The 14,838-nt window shown below is 34.2% G+C and carries 12 protein-coding genes and 1 pseudogene; 9 read left to right on the top strand and 4 right to left on the bottom strand.

The annotated features are described in order from the left end of the window. Positions 1-153 precede the first annotated feature (153 nt). The 3 genes from LS81_RS05205 to LS81_RS05195 all read left to right on the top strand — a co-directional run bounded on the left by LS81_RS05205 (position 154) and on the right by LS81_RS05195 (position 2,038). Positions 154-726, top strand: coding sequence for a hypothetical protein (locus LS81_RS05205; protein WP_034346712.1), 573 nt, complete (start codon positions 154-156; stop codon positions 724-726). Positions 727-944: 218 nt separating this feature from the next. Beyond that, a complete protein-coding gene (locus LS81_RS05200) occupies positions 945-1,787 on the top strand; it encodes a metal ABC transporter permease (RefSeq protein WP_052096565.1) in 843 nt (280 codons plus the stop codon). A gap of 2 nt (positions 1,788-1,789) precedes the next feature. Next, positions 1,790-2,038, top strand: a complete 249-nt coding sequence (locus tag LS81_RS05195) for a hypothetical protein (protein WP_034346710.1) — start codon at positions 1,790-1,792, stop codon at positions 2,036-2,038. A gap of 102 nt (positions 2,039-2,140) precedes the next feature. Here the strand turns inward: LS81_RS05195 and LS81_RS05190 are convergent, their stop codons facing one another. The 3 genes from LS81_RS05190 to LS81_RS11900 form a co-directional block, all read right to left on the bottom strand. Further along, positions 2,141-2,935 (bottom strand): ferritin-like domain-containing protein, encoded by a 795-nt coding sequence (locus LS81_RS05190; RefSeq protein WP_034346709.1) that lies wholly within the window; start codon positions 2,933-2,935, stop codon positions 2,141-2,143. A 173-nt stretch (positions 2,936-3,108) separates the two neighbouring features. Beyond that, the gene (locus LS81_RS11255) at positions 3,109-3,261 is read right to left on the bottom strand and encodes a hypothetical protein (protein WP_158659395.1); all 153 of its coding nucleotides are present in this window, start codon (positions 3,259-3,261) and stop codon (positions 3,109-3,111) included. Between the two features lie 370 nt (positions 3,262-3,631). Then, positions 3,632-4,159 (bottom strand): P-loop NTPase family protein, encoded by a 528-nt coding sequence (locus tag LS81_RS11900; protein ID WP_034346707.1) that lies wholly within the window; start codon positions 4,157-4,159, stop codon positions 3,632-3,634. A gap of 60 nt (positions 4,160-4,219) precedes the next feature. Between LS81_RS11900 and LS81_RS05180 the strand changes: the two genes are divergently transcribed. The 4 genes from LS81_RS05180 to LS81_RS05165 all read left to right on the top strand — a co-directional run bounded on the left by LS81_RS05180 (position 4,220) and on the right by LS81_RS05165 (position 9,190). After that, a complete protein-coding gene (locus LS81_RS05180; RefSeq protein WP_034346706.1) occupies positions 4,220-4,594 on the top strand; it encodes a fluoride efflux transporter FluC in 375 nt (124 codons plus the stop codon). Positions 4,595-5,390: 796 nt separating this feature from the next. Then, on the top strand, positions 5,391-6,626 hold the full coding sequence (locus LS81_RS05175; RefSeq protein ID WP_034346704.1) for an ABC transporter permease: 1,236 nt from the start codon (positions 5,391-5,393) through the stop codon (positions 6,624-6,626). A 98-nt stretch (positions 6,627-6,724) separates the two neighbouring features. Next, positions 6,725-8,155, top strand: a complete 1,431-nt coding sequence (locus tag LS81_RS05170) for a response regulator (RefSeq protein WP_034346703.1) — start codon at positions 6,725-6,727, stop codon at positions 8,153-8,155. A 417-nt stretch (positions 8,156-8,572) separates the two neighbouring features. Then, entirely contained in the window at positions 8,573-9,190 is a 618-nt protein-coding gene (locus tag LS81_RS05165) for a hypothetical protein (RefSeq protein ID WP_034346702.1), read from the top strand. A 618-nt stretch (positions 9,191-9,808) separates the two neighbouring features. Here the strand turns inward: LS81_RS05165 and LS81_RS05160 are convergent. After that, complete coding sequence (locus LS81_RS05160; RefSeq protein WP_034316636.1) at positions 9,809-11,353, bottom strand: flagellin A; 1,545 nt, start codon at positions 11,351-11,353, stop codon at positions 9,809-9,811. A gap of 809 nt (positions 11,354-12,162) precedes the next feature. Here LS81_RS05160 and aspA point away from each other — a divergent pair. Together aspA and LS81_RS12415 are read left to right on the top strand one after the other, a co-directional pair. Further along, positions 12,163-13,602, top strand: a complete 1,440-nt coding sequence (gene aspA / locus LS81_RS05155) for an aspartate ammonia-lyase (protein ID WP_034346700.1) — start codon at positions 12,163-12,165, stop codon at positions 13,600-13,602. 337 nt (positions 13,603-13,939) lie between these two features. Continuing rightward, positions 13,940-14,704, top strand: a pseudogene (locus LS81_RS12415) (anaerobic C4-dicarboxylate transporter family protein); the annotation flags it as partial. Positions 14,705-14,838 lie beyond the last annotated feature (134 nt).

Raw genomic sequence — 14,838 nt, 5'->3', positions numbered from 1 at the left:
CATGCTCCATTCAATGCAAAGTTAAACAAAGTTTGAACTAAGTAAATCCAATGACATACTTATTACTAAGGAAAACACAGATACAAAATTAGCTAGATCATGAAAAAATGTGCTATATTACAATACATTAATTTTATAATTTAGGAATAATATATGATTATTTTTAGTAGTTTTGACAATGATGCAAAGTTTATTGAAGTAAATTGTCTTTCAGATTGTGATTACTTGGAGGCTGACTGCTATGCCTTAATATGCGTAGATAATGGGGCAAAATACTCCTTAGAATCATATTTCACACTTGCTAAAGAGCTACATAAACACAATATTCCTTATGCCGTATTGCTTGATGAATACGCTATATTAAGATACAACCACTATGGGTATCCCCCTAAATTAATCTTAGGCAGTAGTGCTCATCAATCTCAAGATAAGCATTGTCCTACATCTAGCCCCTTGCCACTCAACACATTGCTTTTCATGTTTGCAAAGCATGGTGCAAACTTTTTTATACTCGATAAAAGAAATTATGAATTTCTACCAATGACACAAACCTTAATCAATCATTATTTACTTGATATAAAACTTTTAGGACTTGTGGATTCTTATATAGAACTTGAAGACATTACTTCATGGATACCTCAATTGGAGGGCAATAACTATGGTCAATACATTGGTATTGATGGTATTGTAGAGAAAACCTTGCTTGTCTTTAAAAATAAGATTTAGGGTATATAGGATCTATAGAGTCAAACACATTGTAGAATCTGATTACAACTTTATGTACTTCATAACTTCTTAATTGCGCTTAGACATCAAGTTTTCGTTCTAAAATCTTTTATGTCACAACTCCTTGCAAATGCAATATATATTCTAAAACAAAGAGTTATGAATAAAAATTCGCTTTAAAACACTATAATATCACTATCTTAATAACACAGGACAATATGCTAACTACCTTAGAATCTTTTTTACAAGCCATCGTGCAATATAGCTTTTTACAAAATGCACTGCTTGCTATTGTGCTTATTAGCATTATTGCGGGCGTTATTGGGTCATTACTTGTATCAAATCGCATTGTTTTTGTTGGTGGCGGGGTTGCTCATTGTGCTTATGGCGGTATTGGTATTGCCTTATTTTGTGGTTTTTCTGTGTTACTTGGAGCAAGTCTTAGTGCAATTATTGTAGCATTTAGCCTTGCATTTGTGCAAAAAAAATGGCACACACACATTGATACTTTTAATGCGATATTATGGGCACTTGGCATGTCTGTAGGTGTGGTTTTTATAAATCTTAGTCCAAATGCAAATGCAGATATGGAATCATATCTCTTTGGCTCTCTTATTAGTGTAGATATGGAATCTTTATGGTTTATGGGTGTATTTGATATTGTTTTGCTGCTTTTTGTTAGCACATATTATAGAGAGATTCTAAGTATTAGTTATGATTCTGTATTTTGCCAATTGCGTGGGCTTCATACAGGTATTTTTACGCAAAGCATTTTTGTCTTTATTGCAATTGGAATCATTCTTAGTATGCAAATATCAGGTTTAATCCTTGTATTAGCCATGCTTTCTATCCCTGCGTATATGGGAAATATTTTTGCAAAAACGCTTAAAACGCAAATGCTTTTTGCTGGGATTTTTGCATTATTGTTTATGATTATTGGCTTGTTTCTTGCTTATGCGTATAATATCATGCCTGGTGCAGCTATTACCTTTGTTGGCACAATCTGCATTATTTGTGTACATTTGTGTAAATGGCTTGTAAGATATATACAAAAAGGATAACAATGCAAGACAACTCTCATGAAACAACCTTACTTGAACGTGTGGAAGCCCTACAAAATGAATTGCAAGCACAGAAAAAAACTACAAAAAATGCGTTAAAACTTAGCTTTGGTGTTGGAATCTTGTGTTTTTTCTTTGTTGCCCTCAATCTTAGCATACTATTTACTATTGCAGGTGGCGTAGCAGGGAATGAACGCAAAGTGCAATCATTACAAACGCAAGTGGAAAAACTACAAAATTTTGAGAAATAATAATTCTTAGCAAGGTAATTGACTGCTATAAAAGGCTTATGTAAAAATAAGCAGGTCATAACTTTTTATAATTATATGTAAATTCACAATATGCTTTATTAATTACTTCAAAGATTGCTGCAAGGATTCTATTTCTTGCATACTATATCCTGCCTTTAGCCTTGCCTCTATGTTGGGAATCTTACCTATAACATTAAAGTCATACTCTTGCAAAATCTCACATAAACTACGATTATCATTGTAGAGCTCTTGTGCGTAGGTTAGCCATTTAACTCCCTTTGCAACATGCCCTATCTCATCATGCATAATTCTATCAAGGACTGCGAGAATCTCGTGTTTCAATGGCGTTTGTGCTTGCTCTATCTTTTTTTTCACAAAAGGATTTGCATCAAGCCCCATGGCTTCTAGTCCCTTATGCACAAGTGCCATGCGATCAATTAGCTTTTGTGTATTTTGCATAGCACAAAAAAGATTATCATGCACAGGAAAATCCCCATAACTATAACCAAGCATTTTTAACAAAGACTCTAAAAGCCTAAAATGCAAAACCTCTTCACTGGCAAGAGTAATAAAATCATTGTAATATTCAAGTGGTAGATTCCGAAAACGATAAGCTGCATCAAGCCCTAAATCAATTGCGTTATACTCTATGTGTGCTATTGAATGCAAGATTTTTGCTAGTGATTCTTTTGAGTTTCCACCCTTTGGTCGTTGCAGACGTGTAGGATGTATAACCTTGCAAAAAGAGGCATAAGATGGAGTCATAAGACTTTGAATCTCTGTATCATGTTGCATATCATATGTGTAGAAATTTGTCTGCAAATATTCAACTTTTTGCAGTTTTAGATCAATTTGTGTCGTAGTAAGTGCGTCAAAAACAGCGGTAAAAAATTCCATTTATTCTCCATTTCTATACTCTAAAATCTAGTTATAAGCTTCTATAAAAAATAGCAATGACTATAAATTTACTAGACATATGCCTTATATCTTTGGGTAGATGTGGAATGAAAAAGAATCATATTTTCCTCTTTTTACTCACATTCAATCTATACGCACTACTTATACTTATATTAGATTTCAGAATCCTTTGACTCCGCATTGCTCTCCTTGCCAATATCAGCTCGTTTCTTTGCATAAAAATGCAAAGCAATAGCAGCAAAGATTCCAAACATTATAAAAACAATGGCTTCTACAAGCATACTCTGCCATGCAACATGATACATAAAAGCTCCTATTGTAGATATATGTAATAAATTATTTTATCATGTTTTTATAGAATAGCCATTTGCTTGAATATCTTAATGCGACTCTAAACAAATGGAAATGTCTGGTTCTCACCAATCACATTAATCACTCCGTATTTAACTCAAGTCTTAGTGCATGGCAAATCAAATAGCTTTTGACATTTATGACATAACATTATTTTTGTCAAAAACTACATCAAGTAGCCTTTATACTGATGCAATGAAATATTAAAAACTCTAGATATATAAATCAAGTAAATGCAATACACATCAATAACCTAAAAACACATAAAACCTCATTGTGATTCTATATAAAAGAAACACAACACAAGTGCATTTTGTTCACTGTTTATAGTGTAACTGCTTGTATCTCATGCTCATAGTCTTTATGTATCTCAATAAATGGGAGATGATAACTTTTACATTGTTCTTTCAAGATACTATGCTCTTTTATCATTTGCTCTTTAGAAATACTATCAGTTTCTTTGCGTTTTTCTATAATGTTTTCTTTAGCAATGATTGTATCATAATGTTTTAGAATATATTGCTTTGAAAAGATGAGAAAAAATACCTTTATAGGTGAGAAAGGGTGAGAATCAAGCAAGATTCTCACATCTTTTGGCTTTATATATATGCCCTCCAATATTAGATTTTGTTCATTTTCATTGCAAGTCTCAATAATCCCTAGCACAATATCCCACAAAAACGCAGCAATCTTAGAATCTTCTTCTACGCTAAAGGGTGGATTTTTTAACCCTTTGATAAAACCCATTTTTAAGTGATCCAGACTCATATAAGGGTAATGATAGGTTTCAAGCAATCTTTGTGCTAAAAGTGTTTTGCCTGTGTGACTCTCCCCGCCGATTAAGACTATCATATCTTTCCTTATGTATTTTTTATATTATAATATTAAAAATACATACAAAGGGATGGAAAAATGCTTATTAAGCTCATACTTGTTGGCTTAGGTGGCAGTATAGGTGCGATACTACGATTTTCCTTAGGATATGGTTTTTCTCTTATTCTACCAAGTCAATATCTGCATTATAGCTTTATAGCAACTTTTTGTATCAATATGTTGGCATGTTTTTGCATAGGAATATGTGTCGCAACAATAAAAGAACATGATTCACTTTTGCTTGTATTCCTTACTATCGGAGTGCTTGGAGGATTTAGCACATTTTCTACTTTTAGCCTAGAGGTATTAAAACTCTTACAAACTCATTTTTTTCTCACAGCATTCCTTTATGTTCTACTCTCTAATATATGTGGAATCTTATGCGTATATATGGGCTATTCTCTTAAAGGTTAATGCAGGTTATGCCTTTTAAGGTATGGGCATGTTATTAAATTTTGTAATTCTACATCAAAACAACTTTTCAATAAATCATGTGCAAAATACCATAGATTACACACTTTTAAATTTATTGTTTTTTATTGCCTCCTTATTGACATATTAACATTGCTTATCTTTTGAATGGAGGGGGAGGCAGAATCACAAAAATACCTTTGAAACAATCCATATTATGCAATAAATAGCACTTAATATAACACACTCTTTTAGTTACATTTGCAAACAAGAAGCTCACAAACCTCATCTTATCATAAGTTTTACACAAGATTAACTCCATCTTGCAGATGTTTTTAACAAAATGCAAATTAATTCCAAATCATAAAAACTCTAAGAAGCATATAATTGAAATAAGAATAGATGCAAGCCTATGAGCTGATTTGTTTGGAATCTAAGCTATGATTTTTACATAATTTTAGACATCTTACTTCTATCTCACCTTAATACATCAGTAGTCTCTGACACGAAATATTCCACAAACAACGACATCTCATTTTTTAGATTTATTTAAGATCATATTTATTCAACATTGCTTCACATACTATTTTAAATTATAACTTTATACATTGCAAAAGATGATGGTATTACGCAATCATTTGAGCCACAAACTTGGAGTATAATTATTGAGTAGAGTTAGGTGTCGCACTTACAAATACCTCCTATTCACACACATGCAGTTATATTATATATGGTTATTTAGAAACTTATAGGATTTTGTTATAATACCCAAAATTATGGCTTTACAAAAAGGGATTCTATGCAAAATACACGCCTTATAACCTTTATATTGCGACATTATCTTAAATTCGATAAAACACAACCTTTTATTTCCATCACTGCAATCTTAGCATTTCTTGGTGTGGGCGTGGGTGTTATGGTGCTTTTGGTAACGATGAGTATTATGAATGGCATGATAAAGGAGTTCGAGCACAAGCTCTTCATAATGAATTACCCAATTACAATTTTTTCAACTTCCAATAAGGGGCTCTCTAAGGAACTTTTAGAATACCTTGAAGAGAAATTTCCAAAATTAAAATTTAGTCCATATATGCAAACACAAGCAGTAATCCGCATGAACGCAGAAATCTATCCGCTTGTCGTATATGCCATAGACTTAGAACGAGAGAGGGAGGTTAATAAAGTATTATATGAAAGTCGCACAAAAGAATTTAGCAATACCTTTAATCTCATTATGGGTGAAACATTTTACTATTCACTTGGACTTCATAACGATGAGAAAGTAACATTGATTTTTACAGAACTTGCCCCAACAGGAATAGCTCTTACTCCAAAAATGAAAAAATTTGGTATCGATGGTACTTTTGCAAGTGGCTTAAGAAATTATGATAACTCCATTGTTTATACCACCTTTGAAGCATTACAAGCATTGCGTGGTAGTGTAGGAAATGAAACCTATGAAGGATTTCACATCTTTTCTAATGAACCTATGAAAGACATAGAATCTATTCGCCTTGCAATTGATGCCTACATGCAAGAAAGTGGTAAGATTGTCCATGCGGAGGCACAGGGTTGGTGGGAACAAAATGGTAATTTCTTTGCAGCCATGGAGTTAGAAAAAAAAGCTTTGTTTTTGGTGCTCATGCTTATTATTCTTATGGCAAGTTTAAACATTATTAGCTCATTACTCATGGTTGTTATGAATAGACGAAAAGAGATTGCTCTGCTTATTAGTCTTGGGGCAAGTAAGAAACATGTAAAGCAAATATTCTTTCGTTTAGGCGTAGTGATTGGTGGTAGTGGTATTATTTTTGGTATTATTGGATCATTTATTGTCATGTGGATTTTAAAAACCTTTGATATCATCTCAATTCCTGCTGATGTATACGGTGTATCTAGATTACCTATTGAACTACTTTGGACAGATCTGTTATGGACTGTAATTGGTGCATGTATTATTGTATGCTTATCATCATATTATCCTGCCAAAAAAGCAAGTCAAATAGATGTATTGCAGGTATTGCGTAACGAATAAAATGTATTTTAATATCGTTGTGTTTGAAAATACATGTTTTTGGATATAATATAAAGTTCTATGCTTTGTCATAGTTTTGTCATGATTAAGGAGCAATAATGCTAGAAGGACAAATTATCAGTTTAGATACCGCGAATAAAGAAGGTAAAATAGAGCAAACATTAAATAAACGCATTTATCCATTCACCTTTGATGTGTGGCAGGGCGAAGAAGAAGAATTAGCACCAAATATCGCAGTTGAGTTTGTAGTAGAAGATCGCATTGTTGTAAAAATGCAGTTAAAAATGTCATTAGAAGATGAAGAAGCAATACCTGTTACCAAATCCCCAGAAGATTGCATTAATGAATATTTTGCACGAGAAAAAAATATTTTAAGTCATCATCACGATTTTATAGAAGGTAGCAAAGAGCTTGATTTCATGCGTATGAAACGCTTTTTATTTACCGCCTACAATGATTTGTGTGATTTAGATTCTATGCTTGAAAATAAAGAGTTAAAGGCGGTTAAACATGAGGTTGCTTCATTGTATAGAGACTTTGAAGAGTATAATAAAAAAACACAATATCCATTACCATACGCTTTTGAGCGAATCTTTTTAGTGCGTCAAGTTGCATATACACATTTAGAGCAATATATTGAAGATGTGAAGATAGGTATGGCAGGTGCAAAGGCAGAATCTGAGCCACTTGGTAGAAGGCTGGAAGAAGAAGAGCGAACCCTAAGGCTTATGCCTGATAAGAAAAGTAAGGAATATTTGGAGTTTGAGAAAGAAGTTAAGGTCTTGCGTCGTAGGTTTGTGGATTTGATAGATTACATCGCAAAGCAAAAAGACATCATAACAAAAGAAAGTGCGCGTTTGCAGGTGTTTAAAGAAAAGCATTTCCAAACATTTGCTAATGTGTTTGCACCTATGACTGCCGAGATAAAAACACGTTTTATAAAGCTGCTCAACACAAAAGGATATGAGCTTGATAAGGCAATGTGGGCACGTGCAAAGACAAATCAATATGTAAAAAAATTCTTTCGTGATGCAGATATCCATGGGGGTTATAACTCAAAAACATATCTACGTTATTTCCTCAAAGGACTTGATAAAAATAAGGTTGTATCGACTAAAACAAAGGAGCTCTTTGGATTATTGAGAGATTTAGAAAAAATCAGTATACAAAATGTCATGGTAATACAAGAAAATGATACAAAGTCATTTAAATCCCAGCAGCTTATTGAACGTGTAGATTCTAGTCTTAAAGTGACTGTTGAACACAATCCTTTTGAAGCCCTCACAAAATTAGGCACAAAACCACAAGATATAGTTATACTTGATTATAAAAATATGGGACTATTAGCTTTTGACTTTATAAAAGAATACAAAGCAACACCAAATGCTAAAAATCCAGTATTTATCGTAGTTACACCCACACCTCTTGACTACAATACAATGGAAGAAGGAAGAGAAATAGGTGTGGAATACTATGTATTAGCAAATGATGCGGAGGGCTTCTCTGATGTCATACGAATGGTTATTTAATCTTTGATTCATAGATCCATTAATACAACCTAAAATTTCTAAGCATATACATATAGCTTAAGCAAATGATTTTGATACTTAAAGGTATACCTAGCCTATATCCACTAAATCCTATAGAATTAAAGATTGCTAGATTCTAAATAAGTATTTGCTGTAACAATACAATAACCATTATGTTAGTAATCTGATTGAAAACCTCGAAATACAATCAACAAGCAAAGATATAAGCACTTAGATTCTCACAAAATGGCTTTTAAACCCCAAATGTGTCAATGCCTAACTCTCCCAATGACTATTATATTAAAGAAGAGAGAAGGCCATCTCTATAGATTGAAAAACCCAAAACAATAAGAATCTAAAAGCGTGTTTGTGTCAAAAACTTGCTATAATCTAGGTATTTTATTTCAAAGGAAAGAGATGCGTGTTATAGAGAGCGAAAGTAAACAAGGTGCCTACATTATTATTATAATTGGGTTAATTACTGCATATTTTGGATTCTATATTCTTACAGGGATTGTATTGCTTGTTTTACTTGCATGGCTATTCTTTTGTAGCTCAAAACTTATCAATCCAACAATGCCAGATGCTATAGTATCGCCAATTAATGGCGTAATTGAGCATATTACGTGCAATCAAGATTGTGTCGAGTTTAGCATAAAAGCACAAATGAATGGCAGAATCTATTCTCCAAGTGATTTATACAATATAAGCATAAAAAAACATCATGGTTTTTACTTTTTACGAACAAGCGAGCTATCAAATCAACTTGGTGTGAGAGAGTTTATGAGTGCAGAAACAACGCTAGATGGCGAAAAGCTTTCCATAAAAATTGAAGTGTTGCCTAGAATGTTGCGTTTTTGCGGCTTATATGATGGTAAGTTAGAATCTTTATTTTTAGAAAAAATAGGTTTTTTAAATGTCGGTCTCTTGCGTATAAGTATCAAAGGACAAAATCTAAAAGTGCTTGCTAAAGAACATGAAAAGGTATTTGGTGGAAGCTCCTCGCTTGTTGCTATTGAAAAGATAAGTGAATAATTACTATTTAGCATAATCATTTATTGCGTACGCAGATATTCTTGTGCTCTATCACAAGATAATACCATGATCCCTCTATAGCCAATCACATAACTTTATTCCTAGAATTCTAAAGGGAAAATACCTAATCTACACCCTACTCACCATAACGCTCATAATGTATGAACAAGATATTAAACAGATTATTTATTAACAAAGATTCAAATTATTCTAACAAGATTAATCCCTGAAAATACATTATAGAATTAGTGCTACTACCAAAAAGTAGTCATGCAATTAAGCATAAATGAGTATAGAATCTAAATTTATAATTCCCAATACAATAAAAGGGGCAAATAAGCCAACATGTATTGTAGAAATGCAATCTAAATTTTATCTTTTTTGATCAAGGGGTTAAAGTGTGAGCATCCATTGGAAAGACTACGTTTGCAATGATTGCATGTCTGCATAGATTCTATAAGCATACCTAATACGATTGTCAATATATATCATCATAACAAAACGCAGCTAAATTACAGAATCAAAAAAGCCACATTCACCATATAGGCAAATGTGGCATGATTTATCGTTTTGAAATAGAGTTTAATAATATAAACTTGTTTATTTCAAAAGTTTTTACTATTGCAAAAGTCTTAAAACATTTTGTTGTACTGCGTTAGCTTGAGCCATAGCAAAGCTACCAGATTGTGCCAAAATATTATGCTTAGAAAATGTTGCAGACTCTTGTGCAAAATCCACATCTCTAATTTGACTTTCAGCTGCTTTAACATTAACTTGTGTAATAGAAATGTTATTAATCGTAGCAACAAGTTGCATTTGCACAGAACCCATATCTGCACGAATTTTATCAAGTTGTCGTATAGCAGATTCAGCCATATCCATAACAACCATCGCACCACGCAATGAAGTAACACCTGCACCAATACCATCAATATTTTGTTGTGCTTGAGCCGCATTCGCATTAGCACCACTTGCACTTGCAATATTGGCATCCATATTACCACGAACAGAGCGTAAATTCACAGTATATTGTGCAACACCTTGTGCAGAGTGGAATCCAACACTACTAAAGTTTGTCCCAGATACAATGATATCTCTTGCATCTGTTCTCACAAGACTAATACGACCAACAATAGCGTGGTTTGTACCAGATACTCCAGCAAAGCTACCGCCACCAAGCACTTCACCAGTTTTACCTTCGGTATGTACAGATATAGCACGTCCATCAAGACTTCTAAGGTTTAATCTACCTTCAATATCCACATATGCTTCCACACCTGTTCTTTCTTTAATTGAGTTAAAGGCATTAATCAATCTACCATCAGCATCATTTTTGCGCACATCATTGATCGTCCCAATAGTCGTTCCATTTACAACCAAGCCATGCACTGTTCCAGACTGCACTGGCACACCACCAGTCCCAAGCACTGTTGCATACGCACGCACACCTAAGGTATCAGAGAATTTATTGATAGTATCTGCTAATACACCAATACCTGTGCCAGCACTTGTAGAAATGACTGCAGTTTCAAGTTTGTAATCTTTCTTGCCATCAACTTGACGGAATTTCAATGCTACTTCTTTAAGATTTTTGGCACCAGCACTTGCAAGCATACCAATACCTGTTACAGACGAACTCTCAAGTCTTACATGTCCAATTTTATCTGAACTTGTCGGACCGATCGAAGCTTTTACTGTTGTATTAGAATACGCACCAATTTGGAACTCTTTATTTGAGAAAGCACCAGATAGCATTTGCTGTCCATTATAACTTGTTGTATTAGCAATGTTATCAAGCTCTTCTAAAAGTCGTACAATATCATTTTGCAACGCACGTCTTGATTCAGTAGTTTGTCCATCTTGGGCAGCTTGAATTGCCTTAACCTTTACGGTATCAAGAATCTTTAGCTGCTCATCCATTGCTTTATCAGCAATCTGAATCATACCAATCGCATCATTTGCATTGCCAATTGCTTGTCCTAGTGAGCTTGCCTGACTACGCAAACTATCTGCAATTGACATACCCGAAGCATCGTCTGCTGCCTTATTAATCCTCAAACCAGAACTTAACTTCTCTAACGAGTTAGCTATTGCCCTATTGTTTTGCACACCGATTGTATGTGCATTGAGTGCTGCGATATTTGTATTTATCCTAAAACTCATGTTTGCATCCTTTGCGAAAAATTTGAATACACACCCCTTTAAGCAAAATGTGTTCCCAAGAATAAACAAACAATTTAGATTATATAGAAAATTAACTTTTAATCCCCATAATCATTGCCGCACTCATAAATCTACAAGCTCTTACCTAAGACACTAAAGTTAATGCTAATCTACTTAAATTATTATAATAATCCTAAATACAAAGCAGATTCTATTGACTAAACGATATGCGAAGTAATGTAAAAGAAAAATTGCTTATCTAAGATTTTTATAACAAACAATTTGCCCAAATATATCTATAGTCATCACAGATATAAGCCAAGCAACCACTAAGCCTCAAAGAAATATGCAAAATCGCTCAACCTATCTGCAACCCCAAAATAAGAGTTTTATTTAAAGCTTAAGAATAAGTCACTTATAAACACATTATTATCGCTTATCTAAATTTTGCACTACACCAAATACTTGCTGATGCTGTGCAATGTGCAAATAAAGAAAAACTCCTCATTGTATAGAAATTGTTGTAATTATGCTTCCATTATAAATTATAAACCAAGAGAATATAATTAAAAATCCTGCTTACACTTTAGTTATAAAAAGTAATACAAAATTTGCCATAAGATAAGGATAGTCATAAGTTGTATGACAAATCATTGCAATACTAAAAACACCGTAGAAATACAATGTAAAAATGAAAATATGGCATTATATTTAAATGTTAGCAAAAACATAGATACTTGTTCTTTTTGTGCTATAATCCGAGTGAAGCAGTAACATTTATTGCGAAATTCATTTTTTGGAGTTTACTCATGGAAAAACGTGTAGAACATGACTTTATCGGAGAATTAGAGATCTCTAATGATGTGTATTATGGTGTGCAAACTTTTAGGGCGTTGCAAAACTTCAATATTACAGGCGATAAACTCAGTAGCTATCCAAGCTTTATTAAAGCATTTGCTCAAGTAAAAAAAGCAGCTGCTTTGGCAAACAATGAGCTTCAATTGCTTGATGATAAGAAGAAAGATGCTATCTGCAAAGCATGCGATAGAATCATTGATGGCGAACTAAGAGATCAATTTGTCGTAGATATGATTCAAGGCGGAGCTGGAACTAGCACAAATATGAACACCAACGAAGTAGTAGCAAACCTTGCACTAGAAATTATGGGATACAAAAAAGGTGAGTATCAATACTGCCATCCAAATGATCATGTTAATCTCTCACAATCCACTAATGACTCCTACCCTACCGCTATCCATGTAGCTCTTTATGATGAGCTTTCAGCTCTCGCAAAAGATATGGAAGTGCTTCAAAAATCTTTTGAGAAAAAGGCTCAAGAATTTAAAAATGTACTTAAAATGGGGCGTACACAGCTTCAAGATGCTGTGCCTATGACTCTAGGGCAAGAGTTTCACACATTTGCGGTAATGATGGGCGAAGACATTGCACGTGTGCTTGAAGCACGATCTCTTGTTACAGAAATTAATATGGGTGGTACAGCAATTGGTACAGGTATAAACTCTCATCCAGATTATCCAAAGATTGTACAAAAGAAGCTTTGTGAAGTAACAGGACATCCATTCAAGACAGCTGATGATTTGATAGAGGCAACACAAGACACTGGTGCATACGTGCAAGTAAGCGGTGTTTTAAAAAGAGTAGCAGTAAAACTCTCTAAGGTATGTAATGACTTGCGTCTTTTAAGCTCTGGACCGCGTGCAGGACTAAATGAGATTAATCTTCCCAAAATGCAACCTGGAAGTTCTATCATGCCTGGTAAAGTCAACCCTGTAATTCCAGAAGTAGTCAATCAAGTGTGCTATGCAGTTATTGGTAATGATGTAACCGTAAGTTTTGCGAGTGAAGGCGGACAACTACAGCTTAATGTATTTGAACCTGTAATTGCTTATGGATTATTTAACTCTATCTCTATGATGAGAAACGCAATGCTTACTTTAGCAAGCAAATGTGTCGATGGAATCACAGCAAATGAAAAAGTATGCAGTGATTTTGTATACAACAGCATAGGCATTGTTACTGCATTAAACCCTTATATTGGTTACGAAAACTCAGCTTCCATCGCCAAAGAATCTTTACAAACTGGCAAACCCGTTAAAGACATTGCACTTGAACGCAAACTCTTAAGCAAAGAGCAGCTTGATGAAATCTTTCAACCACAAAATATGCTTAATCCTCATATGAGTGCTGAAGATAAGGCAAAGTTCCAAAAAAATTCGCCTTTTGCATAAGGCTGTATTAGTCTTTTAGTGTTTTTTATGCGATTGTTTGGCGTGGCTTATTCTTGATCACTCAAGACATCGCCCTACCCCAAACATTCCAAAATAAACAAAAATCACCCAAAAGGCTTTTGTAAGTTAGATTGGTATTTTAGATTCAATAACACGAAATAATGCAGCAGTATCTTTAAAGCGATTTTATGTGGATCTCAAACACAGAGCAGAGAAATTGCTTAGAAACGTGATAGCAACCTACCTGCCCTTAGGCAACTCGTGGCAACAAGACCGCCCAATACCTGTAAATCCACTGAAATCACCAGAAGGATAGTGCAAATTTTAAAGGATTAATATGGAAATATTAGTGCTTATACTTCAAGTTGCCGTATTACTTGGAGCTATTTTTATCGGAATTCGGCTTGGTGGCATGGCGATTGGCTATGCTGGTGGATTTGGTGTAGTCGTGCTTTGTCTCTTATTGGGCATGAAGCCAGGTGCTATTCCTTGGGATGTTATTCTTATTATTATGTCTGTTATTGCAGCGATTGCAGCGATGCAACTTGCTGGTGGGCTAGACTATATGGTACAGGTAGCAGAAAAGATTCTAAGAAAAAATCCAAAATATATTAATTATCTTGCTCCAACTGTTACCTACTTCTTGACGTTTTTAGCAGGGACTGGACATACTGCATTCTCTATGATTCCTGTGATTGTAGAGGTAGCAAAGGAGCAAAATGTTAAGCCTTCAGCGCCTCTCTCAATTGCTGTTGTTTCAAGTCAAATTGCCATTACTGCAAGTCCAGTAAGTGCAGCTGTGGTATATATGACTGGAGTATTAGAACCATTTGGTTGGAGTTACCCCACTTTACTTTTAGTATGGCTTATCACAACTTTTAGTGCGTGTATGTTAACTGCTTTTGTGGTGAGCAAATTTTTTCCGCTTGATTTAAGCAAAGATCCTGTATATCAAGAGCGATTGAAAGCTGGGCTTGTTAAACCAACAAATGGAGCAGCACATATTGAGCTAAGAAAAGGAGCGAAATTAAGTGTTGGGATTTTCCTTGCAGGTGTGCTTTGCGTGGTTGTTTATGCAACTTCAATATCTGATGTTGTGCGACAACCAATGTTAAATTTTGTGAGCAAAAATATCCCTGTATATGTGGATAAAGAGCTAGATTTGATCACACGTGATGCCAATAATCTTCTTGCAATAACAGATGTTGAGCAACTCAAAGCAGAAAAGCAAAACCT

Origin of the sequence: Helicobacter trogontum, assembly GCF_000765905.2 — a bacterium.
Taxonomy (GTDB): Bacteria; Campylobacterota; Campylobacteria; order Campylobacterales; family Helicobacteraceae; genus Helicobacter_A; species Helicobacter_A trogontum.
The sequence above is the reverse complement of the archived record's forward strand: the minus strand, read 5'-3'. Positions and strand labels throughout refer to the sequence as shown.